At 69.2% G+C, this 19,384-nt stretch carries 16 protein-coding genes and 1 pseudogene; 5 read left to right on the top strand and 12 right to left on the bottom strand.

What is annotated here, in order from left to right:
* Together ABZ717_RS26510 and nrdR are read right to left on the bottom strand one after the other, a co-directional pair.
* Positions 1-467 (bottom strand): annotated as a pseudogene (locus tag ABZ717_RS26510) (vitamin B12-dependent ribonucleotide reductase); the annotation flags it as partial.
* A gap of 100 nt (positions 468-567) precedes the next feature.
* Complete coding sequence (nrdR, locus tag ABZ717_RS26505; protein ID WP_358515295.1) at positions 568-1,077, bottom strand: transcriptional regulator NrdR; 510 nt, start codon at positions 1,075-1,077, stop codon at positions 568-570.
* Between the two features lie 676 nt (positions 1,078-1,753).
* On the opposite strand from nrdR, the gene lexA reads away from it, so the two are divergent.
* On the top strand, positions 1,754-2,428 hold the full coding sequence (gene lexA, locus ABZ717_RS26500; protein ID WP_358515307.1) for a transcriptional repressor LexA: 675 nt from the start codon (positions 1,754-1,756) through the stop codon (positions 2,426-2,428).
* 99 nt (positions 2,429-2,527) lie between these two features.
* Positions 2,528-3,619, top strand: coding sequence for an alpha/beta hydrolase (locus tag ABZ717_RS26495; protein ID WP_358515304.1), 1,092 nt, complete (start codon positions 2,528-2,530; stop codon positions 3,617-3,619).
* A gap of 6 nt (positions 3,620-3,625) precedes the next feature.
* Here ABZ717_RS26495 and ABZ717_RS26490 read toward each other — a convergent pair whose 3' ends face one another.
* From ABZ717_RS26490 to leuS, 3 genes are all read right to left on the bottom strand, one after another.
* Positions 3,626-4,282 carry a hypothetical protein gene (locus ABZ717_RS26490; protein ID WP_358515292.1) on the bottom strand — a complete coding sequence of 219 codons (657 nt, stop codon included), beginning with the start codon at positions 4,280-4,282 and terminating at the stop codon, positions 3,626-3,628.
* On the bottom strand, positions 4,279-4,797 hold the full coding sequence (locus tag ABZ717_RS26485; RefSeq protein ID WP_358515301.1) for a hypothetical protein: 519 nt from the start codon (positions 4,795-4,797) through the stop codon (positions 4,279-4,281). The genes ABZ717_RS26490 and ABZ717_RS26485 overlap by 4 nt, the downstream gene beginning before the upstream one ends.
* 188 nt (positions 4,798-4,985) lie before the next feature.
* Positions 4,986-7,481, bottom strand: coding sequence for a leucine--tRNA ligase (gene leuS, locus ABZ717_RS26480; RefSeq protein ID WP_358515289.1), 2,496 nt, complete (start codon positions 7,479-7,481; stop codon positions 4,986-4,988).
* A gap of 266 nt (positions 7,482-7,747) precedes the next feature.
* Here leuS and ABZ717_RS26475 point away from each other — a divergent pair, with 266 nt between their 5' ends.
* On the top strand, positions 7,748-9,328 hold the full coding sequence (locus ABZ717_RS26475) for a long-chain fatty acid--CoA ligase (protein WP_358515298.1): 1,581 nt from the start codon (positions 7,748-7,750) through the stop codon (positions 9,326-9,328).
* A 72-nt stretch (positions 9,329-9,400) separates the two neighbouring features.
* Here ABZ717_RS26475 and ABZ717_RS26470 read toward each other — a convergent pair whose 3' ends face one another.
* Positions 9,401-10,213: a carbohydrate ABC transporter permease gene (locus ABZ717_RS26470; protein ID WP_067603493.1), complete on the bottom strand. Its 813-nt coding sequence runs from the start codon at positions 10,211-10,213 to the stop codon at positions 9,401-9,403.
* A 430-nt stretch (positions 10,214-10,643) separates the two neighbouring features.
* Here ABZ717_RS26470 and ABZ717_RS26465 point away from each other — a divergent pair, with 430 nt between their 5' ends.
* On the top strand, positions 10,644-10,931 hold the full coding sequence (locus tag ABZ717_RS26465) for a hypothetical protein (RefSeq protein ID WP_358515286.1): 288 nt from the start codon (positions 10,644-10,646) through the stop codon (positions 10,929-10,931).
* 41 nt (positions 10,932-10,972) lie between these two features.
* Here ABZ717_RS26465 and ABZ717_RS26460 read toward each other — a convergent pair whose 3' ends face one another.
* The 5 genes from ABZ717_RS26460 to ABZ717_RS26440 form a co-directional block, all read right to left on the bottom strand.
* Positions 10,973-11,872 (bottom strand): sugar ABC transporter permease, encoded by a 900-nt coding sequence (locus ABZ717_RS26460; RefSeq protein ID WP_358515284.1) that lies wholly within the window; start codon positions 11,870-11,872, stop codon positions 10,973-10,975.
* Between the two features lie 47 nt (positions 11,873-11,919).
* Positions 11,920-13,203, bottom strand: a complete 1,284-nt coding sequence (locus ABZ717_RS26455) for a sugar ABC transporter substrate-binding protein (RefSeq protein ID WP_358515281.1) — start codon at positions 13,201-13,203, stop codon at positions 11,920-11,922.
* A gap of 132 nt (positions 13,204-13,335) precedes the next feature.
* Positions 13,336-13,827 (bottom strand): hypothetical protein, encoded by a 492-nt coding sequence (locus ABZ717_RS26450; RefSeq protein ID WP_358515278.1) that lies wholly within the window; start codon positions 13,825-13,827, stop codon positions 13,336-13,338.
* Positions 13,828-13,960: 133 nt separating this feature from the next.
* Complete coding sequence (locus ABZ717_RS26445; RefSeq protein WP_358515276.1) at positions 13,961-15,247, bottom strand: cyclopropane-fatty-acyl-phospholipid synthase family protein; 1,287 nt, start codon at positions 15,245-15,247, stop codon at positions 13,961-13,963.
* A gap of 69 nt (positions 15,248-15,316) precedes the next feature.
* On the bottom strand, positions 15,317-16,780 hold the full coding sequence (locus tag ABZ717_RS26440) for an FAD-binding oxidoreductase (RefSeq protein WP_358515273.1): 1,464 nt from the start codon (positions 16,778-16,780) through the stop codon (positions 15,317-15,319).
* A 246-nt stretch (positions 16,781-17,026) separates the two neighbouring features.
* Between ABZ717_RS26440 and ABZ717_RS26435 the strand changes: the two genes are divergently transcribed.
* On the top strand, positions 17,027-17,818 hold the full coding sequence (locus ABZ717_RS26435; RefSeq protein ID WP_358515270.1) for an aspartate/glutamate racemase family protein: 792 nt from the start codon (positions 17,027-17,029) through the stop codon (positions 17,816-17,818).
* A 52-nt stretch (positions 17,819-17,870) separates the two neighbouring features.
* On the opposite strand, the gene ABZ717_RS26430 is transcribed toward ABZ717_RS26435, so the two are convergent.
* A partial coding sequence (locus tag ABZ717_RS26430) for a hypothetical protein (RefSeq protein ID WP_358515267.1) occupies positions 17,871-19,384 on the bottom strand: 1,514 nt, incomplete at its 5' end.

Raw genomic sequence — 19,384 nt, 5'->3', positions numbered from 1 at the left:
GCTGAGACCTGCTGGGAGGAGGTGGTCCCGACGTTGAACCACACCGGGGAGTTGAAGCTGAAGTACTGGTTGGCGAGGGCGTGCTTGAGCTCGTGGTCGAAGATCTCGGCGTCCTCGTCCGAGGCGAAGTAGCCGCTCTTGAGTCCGGTCTCGGTGTAGACGCCGACGACGCGGTCGATGAGCTGCTTGAGGCTCCACTCGCGTTCGGGAGCGCCGAGCGCGCCGCGGAAGTACTTGCTCGCCACGATCTGGGTGGCGTTCATCGACCAGGTGGTGGGGAACTCCACGCCGCGCTGCTCGAAGTTGACGCTGCCGTCACGCCAGTTGGTCATGACGACGTCGCGACGCTCCCAGTCGAGGGTGTCGTAGGGATGGACGCCCTCGGTGGTGAAGACGCGCTTGATCTTCAGCCCCTTGGGCCCCTTCTTCCCCTTGCGACTCGTCGAACCGCTGCTGGTCTCCGTCATGACGCTCCCCGAAGTGTCTGCTGTGCGCGGACCGGCTATGACCGCGCGGGTTCTTGCCGTCGCTGCGGTCTCGGGCGGTTTCGGTGAACGCCCGGGCCCGCTATGAGGCGGTGTCGGCCGTGGGCATGGCCGGATCGGAGTCCTGGTCCTTCTCCGTCCCGTCCTCACGATCGGTCCGCAGGCTGGCGATCTCCGCTTCGAAGTCCGCCAGGCTCTCGAAGCCCCGATAGACGCTGGCGAAGTGCAGGTAGGCGACTTCGTCGAGGTCGCGCATCGGGACGAGGATGGCCAGTCCGATCTCGTTGGCCGGCACCTCCGCCACGCCACGGCCTCGGATCTCCTCCTCGACCTGTTGGCCGAGTTTGGCGAGGGCGTCCTCGGAGACGGGCCGCCCCTGGCAGGCCCGGCGCACCCCGGCGATGATCTTGCTCCGGCTGAAGGGCTCGGTGACCCCGGAGCGCTTGGCGACCATGAGCAGGACGGTCTCCTGTGTGGTGAAGCGTCGCTCACAGACCGGGCAGGAGCGGCGTCGCCTGATCGCGGAACCGTCGTCGGTGGACCTGCTGTCGATCACCCTGGTGTCCGGATGACGGCAGAACGGACAATGCATCCTGGTTCACCTGCTTCCCTATACCCGAACCACAACCCTTGAGTCTACCTAACCACAACTTCTAGGCACATACCCCATTGGTAACACCAGATGTTGTGGTCGAACCTAGACCCCGGGGGCACGGGTCGCAACCCGCCCCTAGGCGTGTTCCTCAAGTGGGGGCTCAGGACCCGCCTCCACCGGGGAGGAGGTCTCGAATACGTCGGGGGGTCGCTTCCAAGGATAAGGGGACCGCACCCGGGGGGACCCCGTTCGGCGCGCGTTCCACAGGTGAGGAATCCCTTGCCCGGCGGGCTTTCCGGCATCCACGCGACCTCCGGGGACACGCTCCGGGGCCGCCTCGGGCGAAGCACCGGGAAAGCCGTTTTCGGCATTCGACGGACAGCGGCGAGGGAACGCGTGTACATACTTAACCGAGGGTCATCGGAAAGGCCCGCCGAAAAGGCGAAGTCGCCGTCCTCGGCCGCTCGAACGCTTGTTTGATATCACCGTGTGCAACGACTAATCTTGACCTTGATTTCCCACCGGTTTCGCCGTCTCGCCCACTCGTGAGACGACGGACCCGTCACCGGCCACCCGAACAGGCCCTGACCGAACCGAACGCCGAGGAGGCCCGGCCGTGCCGGAGGACAACACCGAGGTCGTCGACCCCGGAAACACCACCGTTCTTTCGCCCGTGGGTGACACGGGCGGTGCCGTGCCCGAAGCCCCCAAACTGACCGCGCGCCAGCAAAGCGTTCTCAACTGCATCCAGCGTTATGTGCGCGAGCGCGGTTTTCCGCCGTCCATCCGAGAGATCGGGAACGCCGTCGGTCTTTCCAGCCCTTCCAGCGTCGCGCACCAACTCAAGGTGCTCCAGCGCAAGGGCTACCTGCACCGGGACCAGAACCGGCCGCGCGCGGTCGAACTGCGCGCCCCCGGCCGCGACACCGCGCAGAGCATCAAGCCCGAGGAGCTCACCGCCGACGCGACCCGGGCCGCCGCGGTGCCGCTGATCGGTCGGATCGCCGCCGGTGGCCCGATCCTGGCCGAGGAATCGGTCGAGGACGTCCTGGCGCTACCGCGTCAGCTGGTCGGCGAGGGTCGGCTGTTCATGCTGACCGTGGTCGGCGACTCCATGACCGACGCCGCCATCACCGACGGCGACCTCGTGGTGGTCCGCCAGCAGCCCACCGCCGAGAACGGCGACATCGTCGCGGCCATGTTGGACGACGAGGCCACCGTCAAGGTGCTGCGTCGCGGGGACGACGGCCACGTGTGGCTGATGCCCCGCAACGACGCCTACGAGCCCATCAACGGCGACGCCGCGACCATCCTCGGCAAGGTCGTCACGGTCATGCGCCGCGTCTGACCCTGGCCGGGAACGACGACCGCACCGCCCCGGCCACGCCCACCAGGGCACGGCCGGGATGGTGCGGGAGGGCACGGCCGATACGCTGAGGGCGTGTCCATTCCTGCCCACACCCCCGTCGCCCGCGGCCGCGTACGACGCCGTGGCCGCTCGGTCTCGGTGATCGCCGCCCTCACCCTGCTCGTCTCGGCCTGTGGCCCCGCCGAGGAAGAGGGCCCCGAACCTCCGGGGGTGAGCGGTGCCGAGCGCGAGCTCAGCTTCGAGGGTGGCGGGTTCACCGTCGACGGCACGTTCACCGCGCCGCGGGAGAGCGGCTCCGAGAACGGGGTGCCGGGCGCGCTCATCATCTCCGGCAGCGGCCCCACCGACCGGGACGGCAACAGCGCCGGGCGCCCCGAGGCCGACACCAACCTCAACCTGTCCCGGGTGCTCGGTGACGCCGGGGTGGCGACCCTTCGCTACGACAAGTTGGGCAGCGGCGACCCCGCCACCTTCGACGACGAGGTGAGGGAAGCCCTGGAGGAACCGGTCGATCCCGAGGTCTTCGACGCCCAGATGGCCGCCGCTTACACGGCGTTGGTTGAACAGCCCGAAGTCGACCCCGAGCGCACGATCGTCGTGGGCCACAGCGAAGGCGCGCTGTACGCGCTACGCGCGCACGAGGTGCTCGACGGCGCCGAACCCGCTTTGGTTCTGGCGGCTCCGCCGGGGACGCGCATGCTCGACGTCATCGACCGTCAGGTCTCCGAGCAGGTCCGGACCGCCGAGGCGCAGGGTGCGCTCAGTGAGGCCGAGGCCGTGCGGATGCTGTCCCACGCCCGGACGTCGCGCGCCGCGGTACGGGGCGGTCAGGAGTTGCCCGAGGGCGACACCACGGGTCTGTTCTCCCCGCAGAACCAGGACTTCCTCGCCTGGATCGATGCCTTCGACCCGCCCGAACTGGCCGCCGCGTTGCCCGAACGGACCCCCGTCCTGGTGCTCTGGGGCGATGAGGACGCCCAGATCACCCGGGACGAGGTCGACCGGCTGATGGGTGGTCTGGAGGGGGCCGAGCGGGTGGACCTGGCCGGGGTCGACCACGTGCTGCGCGAGTACGACGACTCCCCCGGCGCCGCCGCGTTGGACGCCGACCGGGCGTTCTCGCCAGAGGTGTCCCCGGCGGTGCGGGAGTTCGTCGAGGGTCTGTGGTGAGACCGCTCAGTCGGTCTCGTCCGCCTCGATGCTCTCGGGGAGTTCCGCCACGATCGACCTGACCAGCCGCTCGGATTCGGCCGCGGCCGCCTCCCCATCGACCGATCCGACGGCGTCGTAGTCGGTGGAGGCGGTGTAGCAGGACTCCAGGTAGAGGTTGGAGACGCGCACACCGGTGCAGCCGACCTCGAAGGCGCCGATCTCCACCCAGGTCAGGGCCTGGTCACCGAGATCGTCGATCGGTCGTGGGTCGTTGCCCGCCGCGGTGGACTCCAGGGTGTCGGCGGCGGTCTCGTCGCCGCCCTCGACCGGGGCGGCGACCAGCATGAGCGTGGCCGCGGCCGGGACGGCGGTTCCGCCTTCCTGCGGGGTGGCCCAACGGCACTGCGATCCGGTGCCGAAGGTGTCCTGGGCGCTGCCGACGGTCTCCTCGATCTCCAGTTCATGGTCGGGAACGAGCTCGGCCAGGACCTCGGTCTCGCCGATGGCGCACTCGGGGGCGGCCTCGTAGGCGCCGTGTTCGGCCCCGCCTCGGAGCAGGTACCAGATCAGCCAGCCGGTGAACGCGATCACCACCAGCACGAGCGCGACGAGGAGGACGACCGCGAAGGTACGGCTCTGTGGCGGAGGCGCTCCGGGGTCGGTCTCGTAGGTACCGCTCACAGCGCCTCACCGATTCGTCCGGCCACGTCCACGGCGGTGTCCCGGGCGTCCTCGAAGGAGACGGGGTCTCCTTCGGACTCCCCGGTGTAGGTGACCCGTACGAACAGGTTGGTGGTGTGGAAGGCGAGTTCGGCCGTGCCGGGGAGCTGTCCGCGCCAGACCTCGGCGCCGGCTGCGCCGGGGAGTTCGACGGGTTCGCCCCGGGTCGGCACCACGGCCTGATGGGCCAGGGCCGCCGCCTCGTCGCCACTGACGGCGGGTTCGGCCGAGGCGTCGGTGAAGCGGGCCGACAGGTCCACGCGCAGGATCGTCCGGTCACCATCGGTGGCCCCCGCGGTGCTCCACACGCACACGGTGTTCTCCCCGCCGCTCAGGGGACCTTGGTCGTCGGTCTCCAGGACGGCCCCGGGCAGTACCTCGGCGAGTGTGTCCTGGGGGACCGCGGCACACGTGGGGGCAGCGGTGTGGGTGTCGTCGCCACCGGGCAGGTCGGGGTCGTCGGCCGTCGCCCACATGCCGCCACCGATGGCCGCCGCGCTCACCACCACCGCGCCCGCGGCGATGATCGACGCCCGCACCCACGGTCGGTGCAGGGCTCGACCATCCTTCGAAGCGCCCACCGGGCCACCGCCTCCCTATGTGTGTTGCGCCCAACGGTAGGGGGCGGGGGCCGCGGTCGCGACCACCGCCCCCGTCGGGTGTGTCAGCCGACGACGATGTTGACGAGCTTGGGTGCCCGGACGATGACCTTGCGGACCGTCTTGTCCCCGATGAAGCCTTGGGCCTTCTCCGAGGCCAGTGCCAGGCGCTCCAGTTCGGCGGGGTCGATGTCGGGGGAGACCGACAGCTTGTCGCGGACCTTGCTCTGCACCTGCACCACGCAGGTGACCGACTCCTGGACCAGCAGTTCGGGTTCGGCCTCGCGCCAGTTGCCGACGGCGACGCTGCCGACGTGCCCGAGCTTCTCCCAGCCCTCCTCGGCCACGTAGGGAGCGAACAGGGACAGGGCGATGGCCACGAACTCGGCGGCCTCGCGGACGGCCGGGTCGGCCGCGCCGGGGCCGGAGTCGATGGCCTTGCGGGCGGCCGAGACCAGCTCCATGCAGCGGGCGATGGCCACGTTGAAGCGCTTGTCCTCGATCAGTGCGGTGATCTGGTCGATGGAGCGGTGGGTGGCGCGACGGAGGTCGGTGTCGCCCTCGGTGAAGTCCACGCCGGGTTCGCTGGCGGCGCCGGCCTCGTGCATGACGCGGTAGGCGCGGTTGAGGAACTTCATCGCGGCGGTGGGCGAGACGTCGGCCCAGTCGACGTCCTCCTCCGGCGGGGAGGCGAACAGCATGGTCAGTCGGACCGCGTCGACGCCGTACGCGTCGATCTCCCGGCCCAGGTCGACTCCGTTGCCCAGCGACTTGGACATGGCCCGGCCCTGGTTGATGACCTGGCCCTGGTTGGTCAGGCGGGCGAAGGGCTCGGTGAAGTCGAGCATGCCCATGTCGTGCAGGACCTTGGTGAAGAACCGCGCGTACAGCAGGTGCAGGGTGGCGTGTTCCTTGCCGCCGATGTAGTGGTCGACGGGCCCCCACTTGTTGACCGTCTCGGTGTCGAAGGGGGCGGTGTCCAGCCGCGGGGAGCAGTAGCGCCACGGGTACCAGGACGAGTCCACGAAGGTGTCCATGGTGTCGGTGTCGCGCTCGGCCGCACCGCCGCACGAGGGGCAGTCCACGTTGACCCAGTCCTTGGCGGCGGCCAGCGGGGAGATGCCCTTGGGCGCGAGTTCGGCGCCCTTCAGCTCGGGCAGGGTGACCGGCAGCTGCTCGTCCGGGACCGGGACCTCGCCACAGGCGGGGCAGTGGATGATCGGGATCGGGGTGCCCCAGTAGCGCTGGCGGGACAGCAGCCAGTCGCGCAGGCGGAAGTTGACGGTGGCCTGGCCGGTGCCCCGCTCGGCCAGCACCTCGATGATGCGTCCGATGGCCTCGGTCTTGGACAGGCCGTCCAGCGGACCGGAGTCGCGCAGGACGCCCTCACCGGTGGTCGCCACGCCGGTCTCGACGGGGTCGGGCTCGCCGGTCTCGACCACGACCCGGACCGGCAGGTCGAAGGCCTTGGCGAAGTCCAGGTCGCGCTGGTCGTGGGCGGGCACCGCCATGATGGCGCCGTGACCGTAGCCGGCCAGGACGTAGTCGGCGGCCCAGACGGGCATGCGCTCGCCGTTGACCGGGTTGACGGCGTAACGGCCCAGGAACACACCGGTCTTGGGGCGCTCGGTGGTCTGGCGCTCGATGTCGGAGAGCTTGGAGATGTCGGTGCGGTAGGCCTCGAAGGCCTCGCGCCGCTCGGGCGCGCACAGCTCCTCGGCCAGGTCGGCGTCGGCGGCCACCACGAAGAAGGTGGCTCCGTACAGGGTGTCGGGCCGGGTGGTGTAGACGGTGACCGGCTCGTCGCGGCCCTCGATCTCGAAGTGCACGTCGGCACCGGTGGAGCGGCCGATCCAGTTGCGCTGCATGGCCAGGATCTCGTCCGGCCAGCGGCCGTCGTCCAGCTGGTCCATGTCGTCCAGCAGCCGCTGGGCGTAGTCGGTGATCTTGAAGTACCACTGGTTCAGGGCACGGCGCTCGACGTCGGAGTCGCAGCGCTCGCACTTGCCCTGGATGACCTGCTCGTTGGCCAGCACGGTCTGGTCCTTGGGGCACCAGTTGACCAGCCCGTCCTTGCGGTAGGCCAGACCCCGGTCGAAGAACCGGGTGAACAGCCACTGGTTCCACTTGAAGTACTCGGGGTCGCTGGTGTGGATGCGCCGGGACCAGTCCACGCCCACGCCGTAGTGGGCCATCGAGGCGGCCTGCGTCTCGATGTTGGCGTAGGTCCACTTCGCCGGGTGGGAGTTGTTCTTGATGGCGGCGTTCTCGGCGGGCAGGCCGAAGGAGTCCCAGCCGACCGGGTGCAGGACGTTGTCGCCGCGCTGGAGGCGGTAGCGGCCGATGACGTCGCCGATGGCGTAGGCCTCGGCGTGGCCCATGTGCAGGTCACCGGAGGGGTAGGCGAACATGTCCACGATGAAGGAGCGGGGACGTTCGTCGGCGGGGTCCTCGTTCGCGCGGAACGGGAGTTCGGCGGCCCAGCGCGCCTGCCACTTGTCCTGGAGGGCGCGGGCGTCGTAGGTGTCGCCCGTCGTCTGGTCGCCGTCTACCGCTGTCATCGCTGAGTGTTCCCTTGGCCGTTTCCTGGTGTGTCGAATTCAGGTTAGCGGCTGGCGGGCCCCTTCGCGGACCGGTTTTCGGGCGACCGCGATCCGGTTCGTCACGGAGCGTCAGGCGGGCGTCGGTGATTTCACGGACCCCATGCCCCTCCACACCGACCGCCCGGTTTGTTACTCTGCCGTTCAAGTGGCGCAGAACACACGATGCGGGTCATGCCTGCTGTTCGTCGCACCTGTTCCTCAATGACATGCCGCGGGAGGCCCCCATGTTCAACCTGTCCACTCTCTTGGAGGACGGTGCTCGTTCCGCTCCGGAGAAGGAGTGTCTGGTCTTCGGCGACACACGTCTGAACTACGCGATCACCGACATGATCGCGAACCAGGTCGCGAACCTGCTCGTGTCCCGTGGGATCGAGCCGGGCGACCGGGTGGCCCTGGCCAGCCCGAACCTGCCCTACTTCCCGTTCGTGTACTTCGGCGCGCTCAAGGCGGGCGCCGTGGTCGTCCCGTTGAACGTGCTGCTCACCCCGCGTGAGATCGCCTACCACCTGGAGGACTCCGGGGCCAAGGCCCTGTTCTCGTTCACCGGCTCGCCCGACCTCCCGCTGGGTGAGCGCGCCTTCGAGGCCTTCGGCCGGGTGGACGCCTGTGAGGTCTTCATCGACATGCCCGCCGCGGCGGGTGCCACCGAGTCCGACATCGAGGGCGCCGAAACGATCTGGGCGGCCCTGAACGGTCAGCCGGGGACCTTCGAGACCGTCCAGCGCGACGGCGACGACACGGCCGTCATCATCTACACCAGCGGCACCACCGGCCGCCCCAAGGGTGCCGAGCTGAGCCACACCAACCTGATGATGAACGCCGTGGTCTCCTCGGCTCTGGTCAACCCCCACCCGGACGGGCGCGACGTGGCCCTGGTGGTGCTGCCGTTGTTCCACATCTTCGGTCAGACGGTCATGCTCAACGCCGTCCTGTACCGGCACGGAACGATGGTGTTGCTGCCGCGCTTCGAGGGCGCCCAGGCCCTGAAGCTCATGCGGAAGGAGGGCGTCACCGGTTTCGCCGGTGTGCCCACCATGTACTGGGGTCTGCTCAACGCCGCCCGGTCCGCGGAAGCCGGCGAGTACGACCTTGAGCGGATCGCGGACGACATGGTCGACGCCGTCTCGGGTGGTTCGGCGTTGCCGGCCCAGCTCGCGGAGGACTTCACCGAACTCTTCGGGGTGGGCATCAAGGAGGGTTACGGCCTCTCCGAGACCTCTCCCGTGGCCTCGTTCAACAACCCCGACACCGGTGCGAAGACCGGTTCCATCGGCCGCCCGGTGTGGGGTGTGGAGATGAAGCTGATCGACCCGGAATGGAACGAGGTCGTCAAGGAGGGCGAGGAGGACCCGGTGGGTGAGATCGCCGTCCGCGGCCACCTGATCATGAAGGGTTACCACAACCGCCCCGAGGTCAACGCCGAGGTCATCAAGGACGGCTGGTTCCGCACCGGTGACGTCGCCCGCCGTGACGACGACGGCTTCTACTTCATCATCGACCGGTCCAAGGACATGATCATCCGCGGTGGGTTCAACGTGTACCCGCGGGAGGTCGAGGAGGTCCTGATGACCCACGAGGCGATCAGCCTGGCCGCCGTGGTGGGTGTCCCCCACGAAACCCACGGCGAGGAGGTCAAGGCGTTCGTGATCCTCAAGGACGGCGCCGAGGCCACCATCGAGGAGCTGACCTCCTTCGCCCGGGAGAGGCTGGCCGCCTACAAGTACCCGCGCCAGATCGAGTTCCGGGACGAACTGCCGATGACCTCCACCGGCAAGATCCTCAAGCGTGAGCTGCGAGAGGGCTGATCCCGCCGCGCGTTCGAGGGCCGCTCCCCTTCTTCTGGGGGGCGGCCCTCGTCGCGAGCGTCCCGCCGACGCTCAACCCTTGACGGCGCCCTGTACCAACCCGGCCACCAGCCAGCGCTGGACCAGGATGAAGAACACCATCACCGGGATGGTGATGATCGTGGAGGCCGCCATGACGTGCCCCCAGTCGTTGGCGTACTGACCGAAGAATTGGCGCAACCCGACCGCGACCGTGTAGTTCTCGCTCTGGGTCATGAAGGTCATCGCCAGAACGAACTCGTTCCAGGCCACGATGAAGGAGAAGATGGCGGTGGCCACCAGACCCGGCGCCACCAGCGGGAACAGCACCTTCCAGAACATCTGGGGCCAGGAGGCGCCGTCGATGTAGGCGGCCTCCTCCACTTCCTTGGGCACCGCCGCCACGAATCCGCGCATCATCCAGATCGCCAGGGGCAGCGACAGCGCGACGTAGGCGACCGCCAGGCCCAGCACCGTGTTGAGCATCTGTAGGTCCCGCACCTGGATGAACAGCGGGATGACCAGGGCCTCCAGCGGCACCATCTGCACCACGAGCACCAGGACCAGCACGGCCGTGCGGAACCGGAATCGGAAGCGGCCCACGGCGACGGCCGCCAGCATCGCGAGGACGCAGGCGATGGCCACGGTGATCGCGGCGACCGTCAACGAGTTGCGCAGGTACAGGAGGAAGTTGGCCTCCACCAGGACGTACCTGAAGTTCTCGAAGGTGAAGGAGGTCGGCAGCAGCGCGCCCCCGCCGGAGGTGGCGCTTTCGGAGAACGCGCTGACCAGCATGAAGTAGACCGGGAACAGGGTGAAGAACAGCAGGAGGGAGACCCCGGCCGCCTTGGCGACGACGCGGCCCAGGCGCAGGGAGTTCCCTCGCTTGTGGGCGGCCCGCACCTGGGCCTCCCAGTCGGTCTCGTTCCGTCCTTCGACGGTCCCGGAGCTAGAGGTGACCAACGGACCTCCTTTGACGGCGATGGTCCCGAAGCACCCCGGCCTCGGCCGGGTAGGTACTCGCGGGACATGGCCCAGGGCGTGTTCCGTGGATGCTGCCCGTCGCGAGCGGCGCATCCAGTGGTGCCGGCACAAGGCCGAAGAATGGAGTGCCCCTACTGTGCACACCTCGCAAGCTCGGCACTGTCGCACAGCGGGGGCCCGCCTGGGTTTGGCTGTCGACTGATGAGAACGCAGTGACGGTGCCGCTGGGGCGCCGCGCAGCAGGGTATGTATCCGCGGGACATGGCCTAGAATCCCCCTCGTTCCCGAGGGCGAAGACGGTGAGGAGAAGCGTGTGGGCGATATCGCCGGGCTCTCCCCCACCGAGGTGATCGCCGCGTGGATCCCGCACGACGCCAGGTTCCGGGCGAGCGCCGTCCGGCACGCCCGACGCGACCCCGGGGGGCGTCGACTGCACGCGTACGTGGACGGGCTGGTCAACCGGGGCAACGACGCCGGTCGTCCGCTCGACGAGGACGCCCTGCGGACCATGGCCGCCGTCCGGGAGGACCTGGAACGGCGTTCCCTGGCCTCGGTGGACTGGCGGGTGGTACGCGAGCTCCTGATCGAGGATCTGGGCTGAGGGCGGGGCCGGGCGAGGCGTTTCCCGGTTCGATCGAGGTCTCATCGCAGCTCGTCCTCCCGGAACAGCGCGCGCAGGTAGACGACGGTCACGCCCAGGAGCAGCAGGGTGAGCATGACGGCGATGGCGGAGCCCATCCCGAAGTCGTTCTGGCCGAAGGACTTCACGTAGGACCACACGCCCAGGTTGAGCATCTCGGAACCGCCGACGTCGCCGCCGGGCATCAGGTAGATCTGCGCGAACACCTTGAAGTCCCAGATGGTGGACAGCACCGTCACCACCGCGAACACCGGGCGCAGCGTCGGGAACGTGACGTGCCAGAAGCGCTTCCACGCGCCGGCGCCGTCGATGCGGGCCGCCTCGTACAGCTCCTTGGGCACGGTGAGCAGCCCCGCCAGCACGGTCACCGCCACGAACGGGAACCCGCTGTGCACGATGTTGAGGGTGACGATGGCGTAGAACCAGAACCGGTCGGCGAACCAGTTGTAGCCGCCGGAGTCGACGACGCCCATCCCCATGAGCGCCTGGGCGATCACGCCCTGGTCGACGTCGAAGATCCAGATCCACACGTAGGTGCCGCTGACCGCGGGCATGGCCCAGGCCACCATGATGCAGGAGACCACGATGATCCGTGGGAGGGGCTTCAGCGTGGACAACAAGAGGGCGACCAGCGTGCCCAGTACGACCGTGGTCACCACCGCGACCACGGCGAACGTCAGTGTGTTGACCAGTACGGTCTGCCACAGGTACGGGTCGGTCAGCAGCGTGACGTAGTTGGAGAGCCCGATGAAGTCGGACTCCCCCGAGACCAGGTTGCGCAGCTTGAAGTCCCGGAAGGACAGCCACACGATCCGGCCGATGGGCAGGAGCAGCAGGACTCCGATGACGCCCAGCGGCGGTACCAGGAGGACCCACGGCAGGAGGGCGCGCCGCCCTCTCATGCTCAGGAGCGGCGCGCGCTTGGACCGCCGTGGGGCCGACGTGGGTCTCAATTGCCCTCGTTGAGGATGTTCTCGATGGTCTCGGCGGCGGTGTCGGTCGCCTCCTCGACGCTGGCGTTACCGTTCAGGATGTCCTGCTGCATCTTGACGATCACGCCCTCGGCCTCGACCTGCGACCAGGCGGGGACGGCCGGGGTGCTCTTGCCGGCCTCCAGCAGCTGGGTCGCGAACGGTTGCACGAGCGGGTCCTCGGACTCGGCGTAGCCCTCGATCTCCTCGACGCCGGCCGGGAAGAAGCCGCTCTCCTCGCCCCAGCGCTCGAAGTACTCGCCGTTGGTGAGGAGGTCGACGTACTGCCAGGCGGCCTCTTCGTTACCGGTGCCCTCGAACACCGACAGCAGCGACCCTCCGGCGAAGGACTCGGTGTACCCGTCCTCCTGCCCGGGCAGCACGAACACGCCGAGCTTGTCCTCCAGGTCGGGGTTGTTCTCGATGATGGCCTTGGGGTTGGAGCTGTTGGAGATCGCCATGATCGCCTGCTCGTCGGAGAGCGCCTCCATGACGTCGATCTCGTTCCAGTTGACCGCGCCCGTGGTGGACAGCTCGTCCTCCAGGGCCAGGTCGGTGAAGAACTCGACTCCGGCGCGCCCTTCCGGCGCGTTGATGGTGGAGCTCCAAGTGCCGTCGGCCTCCTCCACGGCGACCTCGCCGCCACCGCCCCAGACCCACGGCATGACCGAGTACTGGGCGTCGCCGGGCACCGGGAAGGCGATCATGTCCTCCTCGGCCTCGGCGAGGTCGAGCGCGGTGTCGCGCAGTTCCTCCCAGTTGGCGGGCTCCTCGTGGCCGTGTTCCTCGAAGATGTCCTTGCGGTAGATGATCGATCGGATCGACGCGTACCAGGGCACCCCGTAGGCGACGTCGTCGACGACACCCATCTCGTACATCTCCTGTTGGAACCGGGAGGGGTCGTCGATGTAGCCGGACAGGTCGTGCAGGACCCCGGCGTCGGCGTACTCCGGTGTGAAAGTGGTGCCCAACTCGACGACGTCGGGCAGGGTGTCGCCGGCGATGGCGGTGGAGATCTTGTCCTGGGCGTCCTGCCAGGGCACGAACTCGACCTCGACGCCGATCCCGTTCTCCTCCTCGAAGGCCGTTCCCACCTCGTCGAAGAAGGAGGTGGCGTCGGGGTTGGTGCCTTCCATGATCCACACCTGGAGGGTGTCGGTGTCACCGCCGCCGTCACCGCCGCCGCAGGCCGTGGCGGCGAGCACCAGGGCGAGTGAGGCCGCGGGGAGGGGAAGGTACTGGTGTACTCGTCTGCGTGCCATCGGCTCGCCTCCCGCTTTCTTTCGAGGGTCCCCTGAGGGTTGGTAGGAAACCTACGTAATTAACGCCAACTTGTGAAGTAAACCACTGCCACTTGTGTCTGAGCTGTTAGGGAGTGCCGGGGAGCCGGCCCCTCACTCACTCAGACCGGTGACCTGACGCAGGGTGGAGACCAGTTCGGCGCGCTTGTAGACGGCGAGGCCGATGGCGGCACCGAACGCGGCGAGCATGTGGACGTAGACCATGGGATCGCCCCTGGTGAAGCGTTCGGCGGCCTCCTCCTCGCCCACCGAGTGCGCCTCCCAGGCGGTGGAGACCGCGAACTCCAGTTCCGGGGGGAGCATCTCGGCGACGGTGCGGGCCACCGCCTCGCGGGAGTCGGCGGGCTTCCAGACCACACCGGTGGTCTGGACCCTGCGGCTGAGGAACGCCGCGATCACCTTCAACTCGGACAGGACACCGTCGGAGTCGTCGGTGGCCCGGGGGATCACACCGTCCAGCTCCTCGCGGTTGTGGTCCGCGTACGCGCCGATCAGCGCGATGGCGGTCTCCTTGACGTGGTCCGGCAGGTCGGGGCCGGACCCGGGGTCGGAAGCGGGTTCGGAGGGATGGTCGTCGGAGGACACTGCGGGTCCCTTCGCGGCTGCTGGTACTGGACGTTGACCATGATGCCGTCTGCCCGTACCCGCGTGGGGCAGGTGGTGGGCCGGGGGTGTCCGCGCGCCGCGAACGCCCCCGGCCGCCCTTCCGGGCCCGAACTCAGAAGTCGGGTCGTAGCGGCATGTGGGAGGCGGTGCCGTCCTGCTTGACGCCCAGGATCTGGTGGAGCTGCACGACGTCGCGCTCGAACCCGAGGACGCATCCGGCCATGTACAGGCGCCAGACCCTGGCGGTGCCCACGCCGACCTCCCGAACGGCCTCGTCCCAGTTGCGCTCCAGGTTCTCGCCCCAGTGGCGCAGGGTCAGGGCGTAGTGTTCGCGCAGGTTCTCCTGGTGGCGGATCTCGAACCCGTTGTCGTTCATGGCGGTCTGGATCCGGCCGGGGCCCTCCAGCTCACCGTCGGGGAACACGTAGCGGTTGATCACGCCCCCGGTGTTCATCGGTGGCAGGTCGTTGCGCGGACGGGTGATGCAGTGGTTGAGCAACCGGCCGCCCGGCACGAGCTTGTCGTTGAGCGACGAGAAGTAGGCGTCCAGGTTCCTCGACCCGATGTGCTCGGTCAGCCCGATGGAGCTGATCCGGTCGAAGCTGCCGTCGGGCACGTCCCGATAGTCCATGTGGCGGATCTCGGCGAGCTCGGTCAGGCCCTCCTGGGCGATCTTCTTCGCGCCCCACTCGGCCTGTTCCTTGGACAAGGTCACGCCGATCGCCCGAACCCCGTGCTCGCGGGCCGCGTGGCGGACCATACCGCCCCACCCGCAGCCCACGTCGAGGAGCTCCATGTCCTTCTCCAGGCCGAGCTTGCGGGCCACCAGGTCGTACTTGCGGAACTGGGCGCTCTCCAACGCCCCGTCGGAGGCGCCCACCCGGTCCAGGCCGCCGTCCTCCTCGTCGAAGACCGCGCAGGTGTAGGTCATCGACGGACCCAGGACCAGTGCGTAGAACTCGTTGGAGACGTCGTAGTGATGGTGGATGACCTCGGCGTCGCGCTCCTTGGAGTGGCGCATCCCCCGCCCGAGCAGGGTCCTGCGCCGCACCTCCTGGGGCGGCGGGGCGACCCGGTTGACGAACTTGACCCAGCCGATGGAGCGGACGATGTCGACGAGGTCGCGAGCGGACACGTTGACGCCCTCGGCGAAGGCGAAGTCCGTCATCCGTCTGAGCGCGGTGTACATGTCACCTTCGAGTTCGAGGTGACCGGAGACGTAGGCACGGGTCAGGCCGACGGCGTTGGGTGACTGCGCGAGGTGGTTGACGGCGACCGGGGTGCGCACGTGCAACGTCACGTCGCTGTTCGGATCGCCCGCGGAGCTTCCGTCGTAGGCGGTGAACCGAATCGGTGCGTTCGGCCCCACGACACGCTCGAAGATCTCAGCAAGTCGCATTGTGCGTCCTTCCTCCTCACGGACGCGGCCCGACCCGCGGGTCGCCTCCCGATGGTGGTGTCCAGTAGCTCAGCGATTGCGTACGCACTTGGCGTACAGGTCCAACAGCCGACCCTGCGGGTCGTAGGTGTCCTTGAGGTCGCGGTAGGCGGAGCCGTTGTACAGGGCCCAGAACTCGTCCTCGGTGTAGAAGGCGTCCGAGTAGAGGGACTTGTGCCCGCCGAGCCGCGCGACCTCCTCCTCCACCCGGCGGTTGTGGTGGGCGTGCCGCTGGCCCGGCTTCATGTCGACCAGCCCCCAGAACCCGAAGTTCACGTAGAGTCGGTCGTTCTCCAGCGGGTAGAGCGGCCACACGTGTTCGCCCTCGGGCGTGTCCGGGCGACGCGGCTCGCGCAGCCGCAGCGGACACATCCACACCGGGTTCATGCCGACCTCGGCGTGGAAGAAGTCCAGGAACTCGGCGCCGTGTTCGACGCCCACCTCGATGTCCTGGATGAGCGGTTCCTGTGGGCGTCGGCCCCGGTAATGGGCGAGCAGCCGGGAGAAGTCGCTGCGCCGGTCCCAGGCGACCAGCCTGCGGTAGACGTCGGAGCGTTTGAGGGACCGCGGCCACAGCGGCCGCACCAACGGGTTCTGGGTGCCGAAGGCCCTGGAGCACCAGAACCAGTCGGTGTCCCAGCGCCACAGGTAGTCGTGGATGGTGAGGTAGTCGCCGGGTCCGTCGCCCGCGTAGCGCGGGATGGACCGGTAGTAGATGTCGTTGCCCGTGTAGTCACTGGTCCAGGGGGCCTGGTCGGTGAAGCGGGCCAGGGTCAGGTACAGCTCGTCGGGACCGAAGGCCACCCCGTCCACGAAGTCGACCCGGTCCCCGTCGTGCTCGGCCGCCGCGCTGATCCGGGCCAGGGCGTCCATCGCCTCGGCGGCGTCGGAGAACCTCAGATGGCGCAGGTGGACGTACGGGGAGACCGGTTCGAGTTCGATGCGAAGCCGCAGGCCGTACCCGAGGGTTCCGTAGGAGTTGGGGAAGCCGTGGAACAGGTCGCTGTGCGCGTTGTCGCGGGTGGCGGTCACCACCTCGCCGGAGCCGGTGAGGATCTCCATCTCCTGCACGGACTCGTGCGGGAGCCCGTTGCGGAACGAGGACGACTCGATGCCCAGCCCCGTGACGGCCCCGCCCAGGGTGATGGTGCGCAACTGCGGTACCACCAAGGGCATGAGTCCGTGCGGCAGGGTGGCGGCGACGAGTTCCTCGTAGGTGGTCATGGCGCCGACGTCGGCCAGCCGTTCGACGGGGTCGATGGAGATGACCCCGGCGAACGCGGACACGTCGAGGGCCGGGGCGGAGGAGGGTTCCCGGAACCGGAAGAGGTTGGAGGTGGGTTTGGCCAGGCGGACCGGTGCGTCCGTGGGCAGGGCCCGATAGTCCCTGCTCAACTTCTGGGCCGCCGCGACGTGTTCGGTGAGGCCCGTGCCGGGGCCGGCGTGGCCGAAGGTTATGTGCTGCGGAGTCGTACCGGACTGTTCACGGGTCATACCGGCTCTCTCCTGACGATTCGCGAGGCTCAGCGTGGGCCGACCGGGCCCGGACCGTATGGTGCGCCGGGCGGGCCGACCACTCTGTTCTATCCACCGATAACGGTTCCGTGCCACCCCATTTCGGTACGTGTCCTACCCACTCTCGGCCGCTTTCGGCCAGGTTCGTGGAACCCTCGCGGGGACACCCCCGAACACCTGGTGTGATGGCGTGGTCACCGAAGGGGCCGCATAGGATTCGGTTCCGTGCGCATCGCTCTCGTTGATTCCGGCATCGGCATGCTCTCCACCGCGGCCGCCCTGCACGCGGCCCGCCCCGACGCCGACCTGTACCTGTCCATGGACCCGGACCACATGCCCTGGGGGCGCCGTACCCCGGATCAGGTGATCCGGCGCGCCCTGGCCGGGGCGGACGCCGCGACCCGGGCCGCCGTCGAGGACGGCGGCGGGCTGGACGCCGTCGTGGTGCCGTGCAACACCGCCTCCGTACACGGACTGGGCGCGCTGCGCGCCGAGTACGAGCCGCGTATCCCGGTGATCGGCACGGTGCCGGCGATCAAGCCCGCCGCGGCGGCGGGCACCCCCATCGCGGTGTGGTCCACCGAGGTCACCACCCGCAGCGCCTACCAGCACGGTCTGGTGGAGAACTTCGCCAAGGGCGTGGACGTGGCCCCGGTCGCCTGTGTCGGGCTGGCCGAGGCCGTGGAGTCGGCGGACTCCGATCGGATCGCCGCGGCGGTGGAGTACGCGGCGAAGCTGACCCCGCCACAGGTGCGCGGGGTGGTGCTGGGATGCACCCACTACGACCTGGTGGGCTCGCGGATCTCCGAGGCGCTGGGGCACCGCGCCGAACTGTTCACCGCCGCGGAGGCGGTGGCCGCCCAGACTCTGCGCCGAATCGGCGCGACGGAACGCCCGGCCGGGGCCCCGGGCCGGGTCCGGGTGCTGGCCAGTGGCCGACCGGCCCCACTCCCCGCGGCGGCACTGACCTACCCGGCGGGCAGGGCCTTGTCCGACGGGGCCCCCGTCGACCGCTGAGCCTCGGTCGGAAGGGGGGACTCGACGGGTTCCAGGGCGAGGCCCCGCTGGTTCAGCGAGGTTCGTATCCGCCCGCGACCTGGGCCATGCGACGTTCCCCCTCGGTCACGCGGTAGGCCCCCTCCACCAGGGTGGGATCGGAGCCGGGTACGGGGGCGCCCGGGTCCGAGGGCGCGCCCTGCCCCACCGGAACGCTCTGGGGCCCGCTCGGCACACGCGCGGGTCCACCCTCGGTGTCGGGCGCCCGGTGTGCGCCCCGCACAGGGGCCATCGGAGCGGGCTGTGCCGGGGCCGCCGTCGGCGAGGCCGAAGGCACCCTCTCGCCTTGGCCCGGCAGCGCACCCGCGGCCAGGGTACGGACCAGGTCGCGCACCCCACCGGTGTCGTTGTCGTGCAGCAGGGTCTCCAGCAGGGACAGGGCCGCGCGCTGGTCACCGGGTTGTTCGCGCACGTGCCGCCACTGCGGTTCGGTGGCCGCGTCGGAGAGCATGAGCGTGCGGCCCACCTGACCCAGCGCGCTCAACAGCGCGGAGTCGTGCGGCAGCGCGGCCAACGCCACGTTGACCTGTTCGGCCTGCTCCTCGGGGTCGACCTCCTCCGCGGGCTGGGCACGCAGGAACTCCAGGATGTTCGGAGCCGGGGCCAGTGGCCGGACCGGGTTCATCCCGCGCACCATCGCACGCGCCTCCGCCAGGTCACCACCGATCTCCTCGGCCGCGCCGAGTTCGCCGATGAGACGTTCGGCCCGCAGAGCCGAGCATTCGGCGACCCAGTGGGCGCCTCGTCCCCCGGCCAGGCGGGTGGCGGTCAGCGCCATCTCCGCGCCGCGACGCGGCGCCCCCACCCGTTCGAAGTAGCGTGACCAGGTGGTCACCCGTACCCCCAGCCGCCAGTCGTTGCGCACGCTCCCCTGGCAGACCAGGTTCTCCACGGCCTCGGCCCAGGTCGGGCGCAGGTTCGGGCAGGCCTCGGCCTCGTCGACGGTCGGCAGCAGGGCGATGGCCTTGCGAGCGTCGCACAGGCCCAAGCGGGCCAGCCAGGACAGCAGCCTGGCTCGCTCGAAGCGGATGGCGCGCGACAGCGCGGGACTGCGCGGGTTGGTGGCACCGCGTTCCTCACCCAGTTCGAGTTCGGCCTCCAACCGGTCCAGGGCGTCCAGGGCGTCGGTGTGCTTGTCCTGGTGCCGCAACGCCCTGACCAGAGCGAACACCCCTTCGGCTCCGAGCAGGGCCGGTCCGGTGGCGGTGTGTTCGTAGCGACGCAGCTCCGCTTCGGCGCGGTCGGCCTGTTCCTCGTCGATGAGCAGGTGCACCCGGGCCAGGGTGAACGCCGGCCAGGCCGGGGTGTCCTCCCAACCGGAGAGGCTGCGAGAGGAGAGCAGTTCACGCCGGATCCGCGTGGTCCCCCTGGAATCGATGTTGGCGTGACAGCGCACCAGCGAGGCCAACGCCGAGACCGGCATCGGCCCGTGTTCGTGCGGGCCTGGTTCGTCCTCGACGACGGCCCGCGCCTGATCGAGTGCGCGACGCCCCTCTCCGAGTGCCCCCACCCGCACCGCCAACGGCC

The organism is Nocardiopsis sp. NPDC006832 (assembly GCF_040635885.1).
In the GTDB taxonomy this organism is placed as follows: Bacteria; Actinomycetota; Actinomycetes; order Streptosporangiales; family Streptosporangiaceae; genus Nocardiopsis.
The sequence above is the reverse complement of the archived record's forward strand: the minus strand, read 5'-3'. Positions and strand labels throughout refer to the sequence as shown.

What these genes read in the sequence shown, in the direction of transcription:
- ABZ717_RS26460 (WP_358515284.1), bottom strand. Translation starts at nt 11,872, where the DNA reads ATGAGAGGGCGGCGCGCCCTCCTGCCGTGGGTCCTCCTGGTACCGCCG.
- ABZ717_RS26485 (WP_358515301.1), bottom strand. Translation starts at nt 4,797, where the DNA reads ATGTGGGCGACGGCCGACGACCCCGACCTGCCCGGTGGCGACGACACC.
- ABZ717_RS26445 (WP_358515276.1), bottom strand. Translation starts at nt 15,247, where the DNA reads ATGCGACTTGCTGAGATCTTCGAGCGTGTCGTGGGGCCGAACGCACCG.
- ABZ717_RS26440 (WP_358515273.1), bottom strand. Translation starts at nt 16,780, where the DNA reads ATGACCCGTGAACAGTCCGGTACGACTCCGCAGCACATAACCTTCGGC.
- nrdR (WP_358515295.1), bottom strand. Translation starts at nt 1,077, where the DNA reads ATGCATTGTCCGTTCTGCCGTCATCCGGACACCAGGGTGATCGACAGC.
- ABZ717_RS26475 (WP_358515298.1), top strand. Translation starts at nt 7,748, where the DNA reads ATGTTCAACCTGTCCACTCTCTTGGAGGACGGTGCTCGTTCCGCTCCG.
- leuS (WP_358515289.1), bottom strand. Translation starts at nt 7,481, where the DNA reads ATGACAGCGGTAGACGGCGACCAGACGACGGGCGACACCTACGACGCC.
- ABZ717_RS26455 (WP_358515281.1), bottom strand. Translation starts at nt 13,203, where the DNA reads ATGGCACGCAGACGAGTACACCAGTACCTTCCCCTCCCCGCGGCCTCA.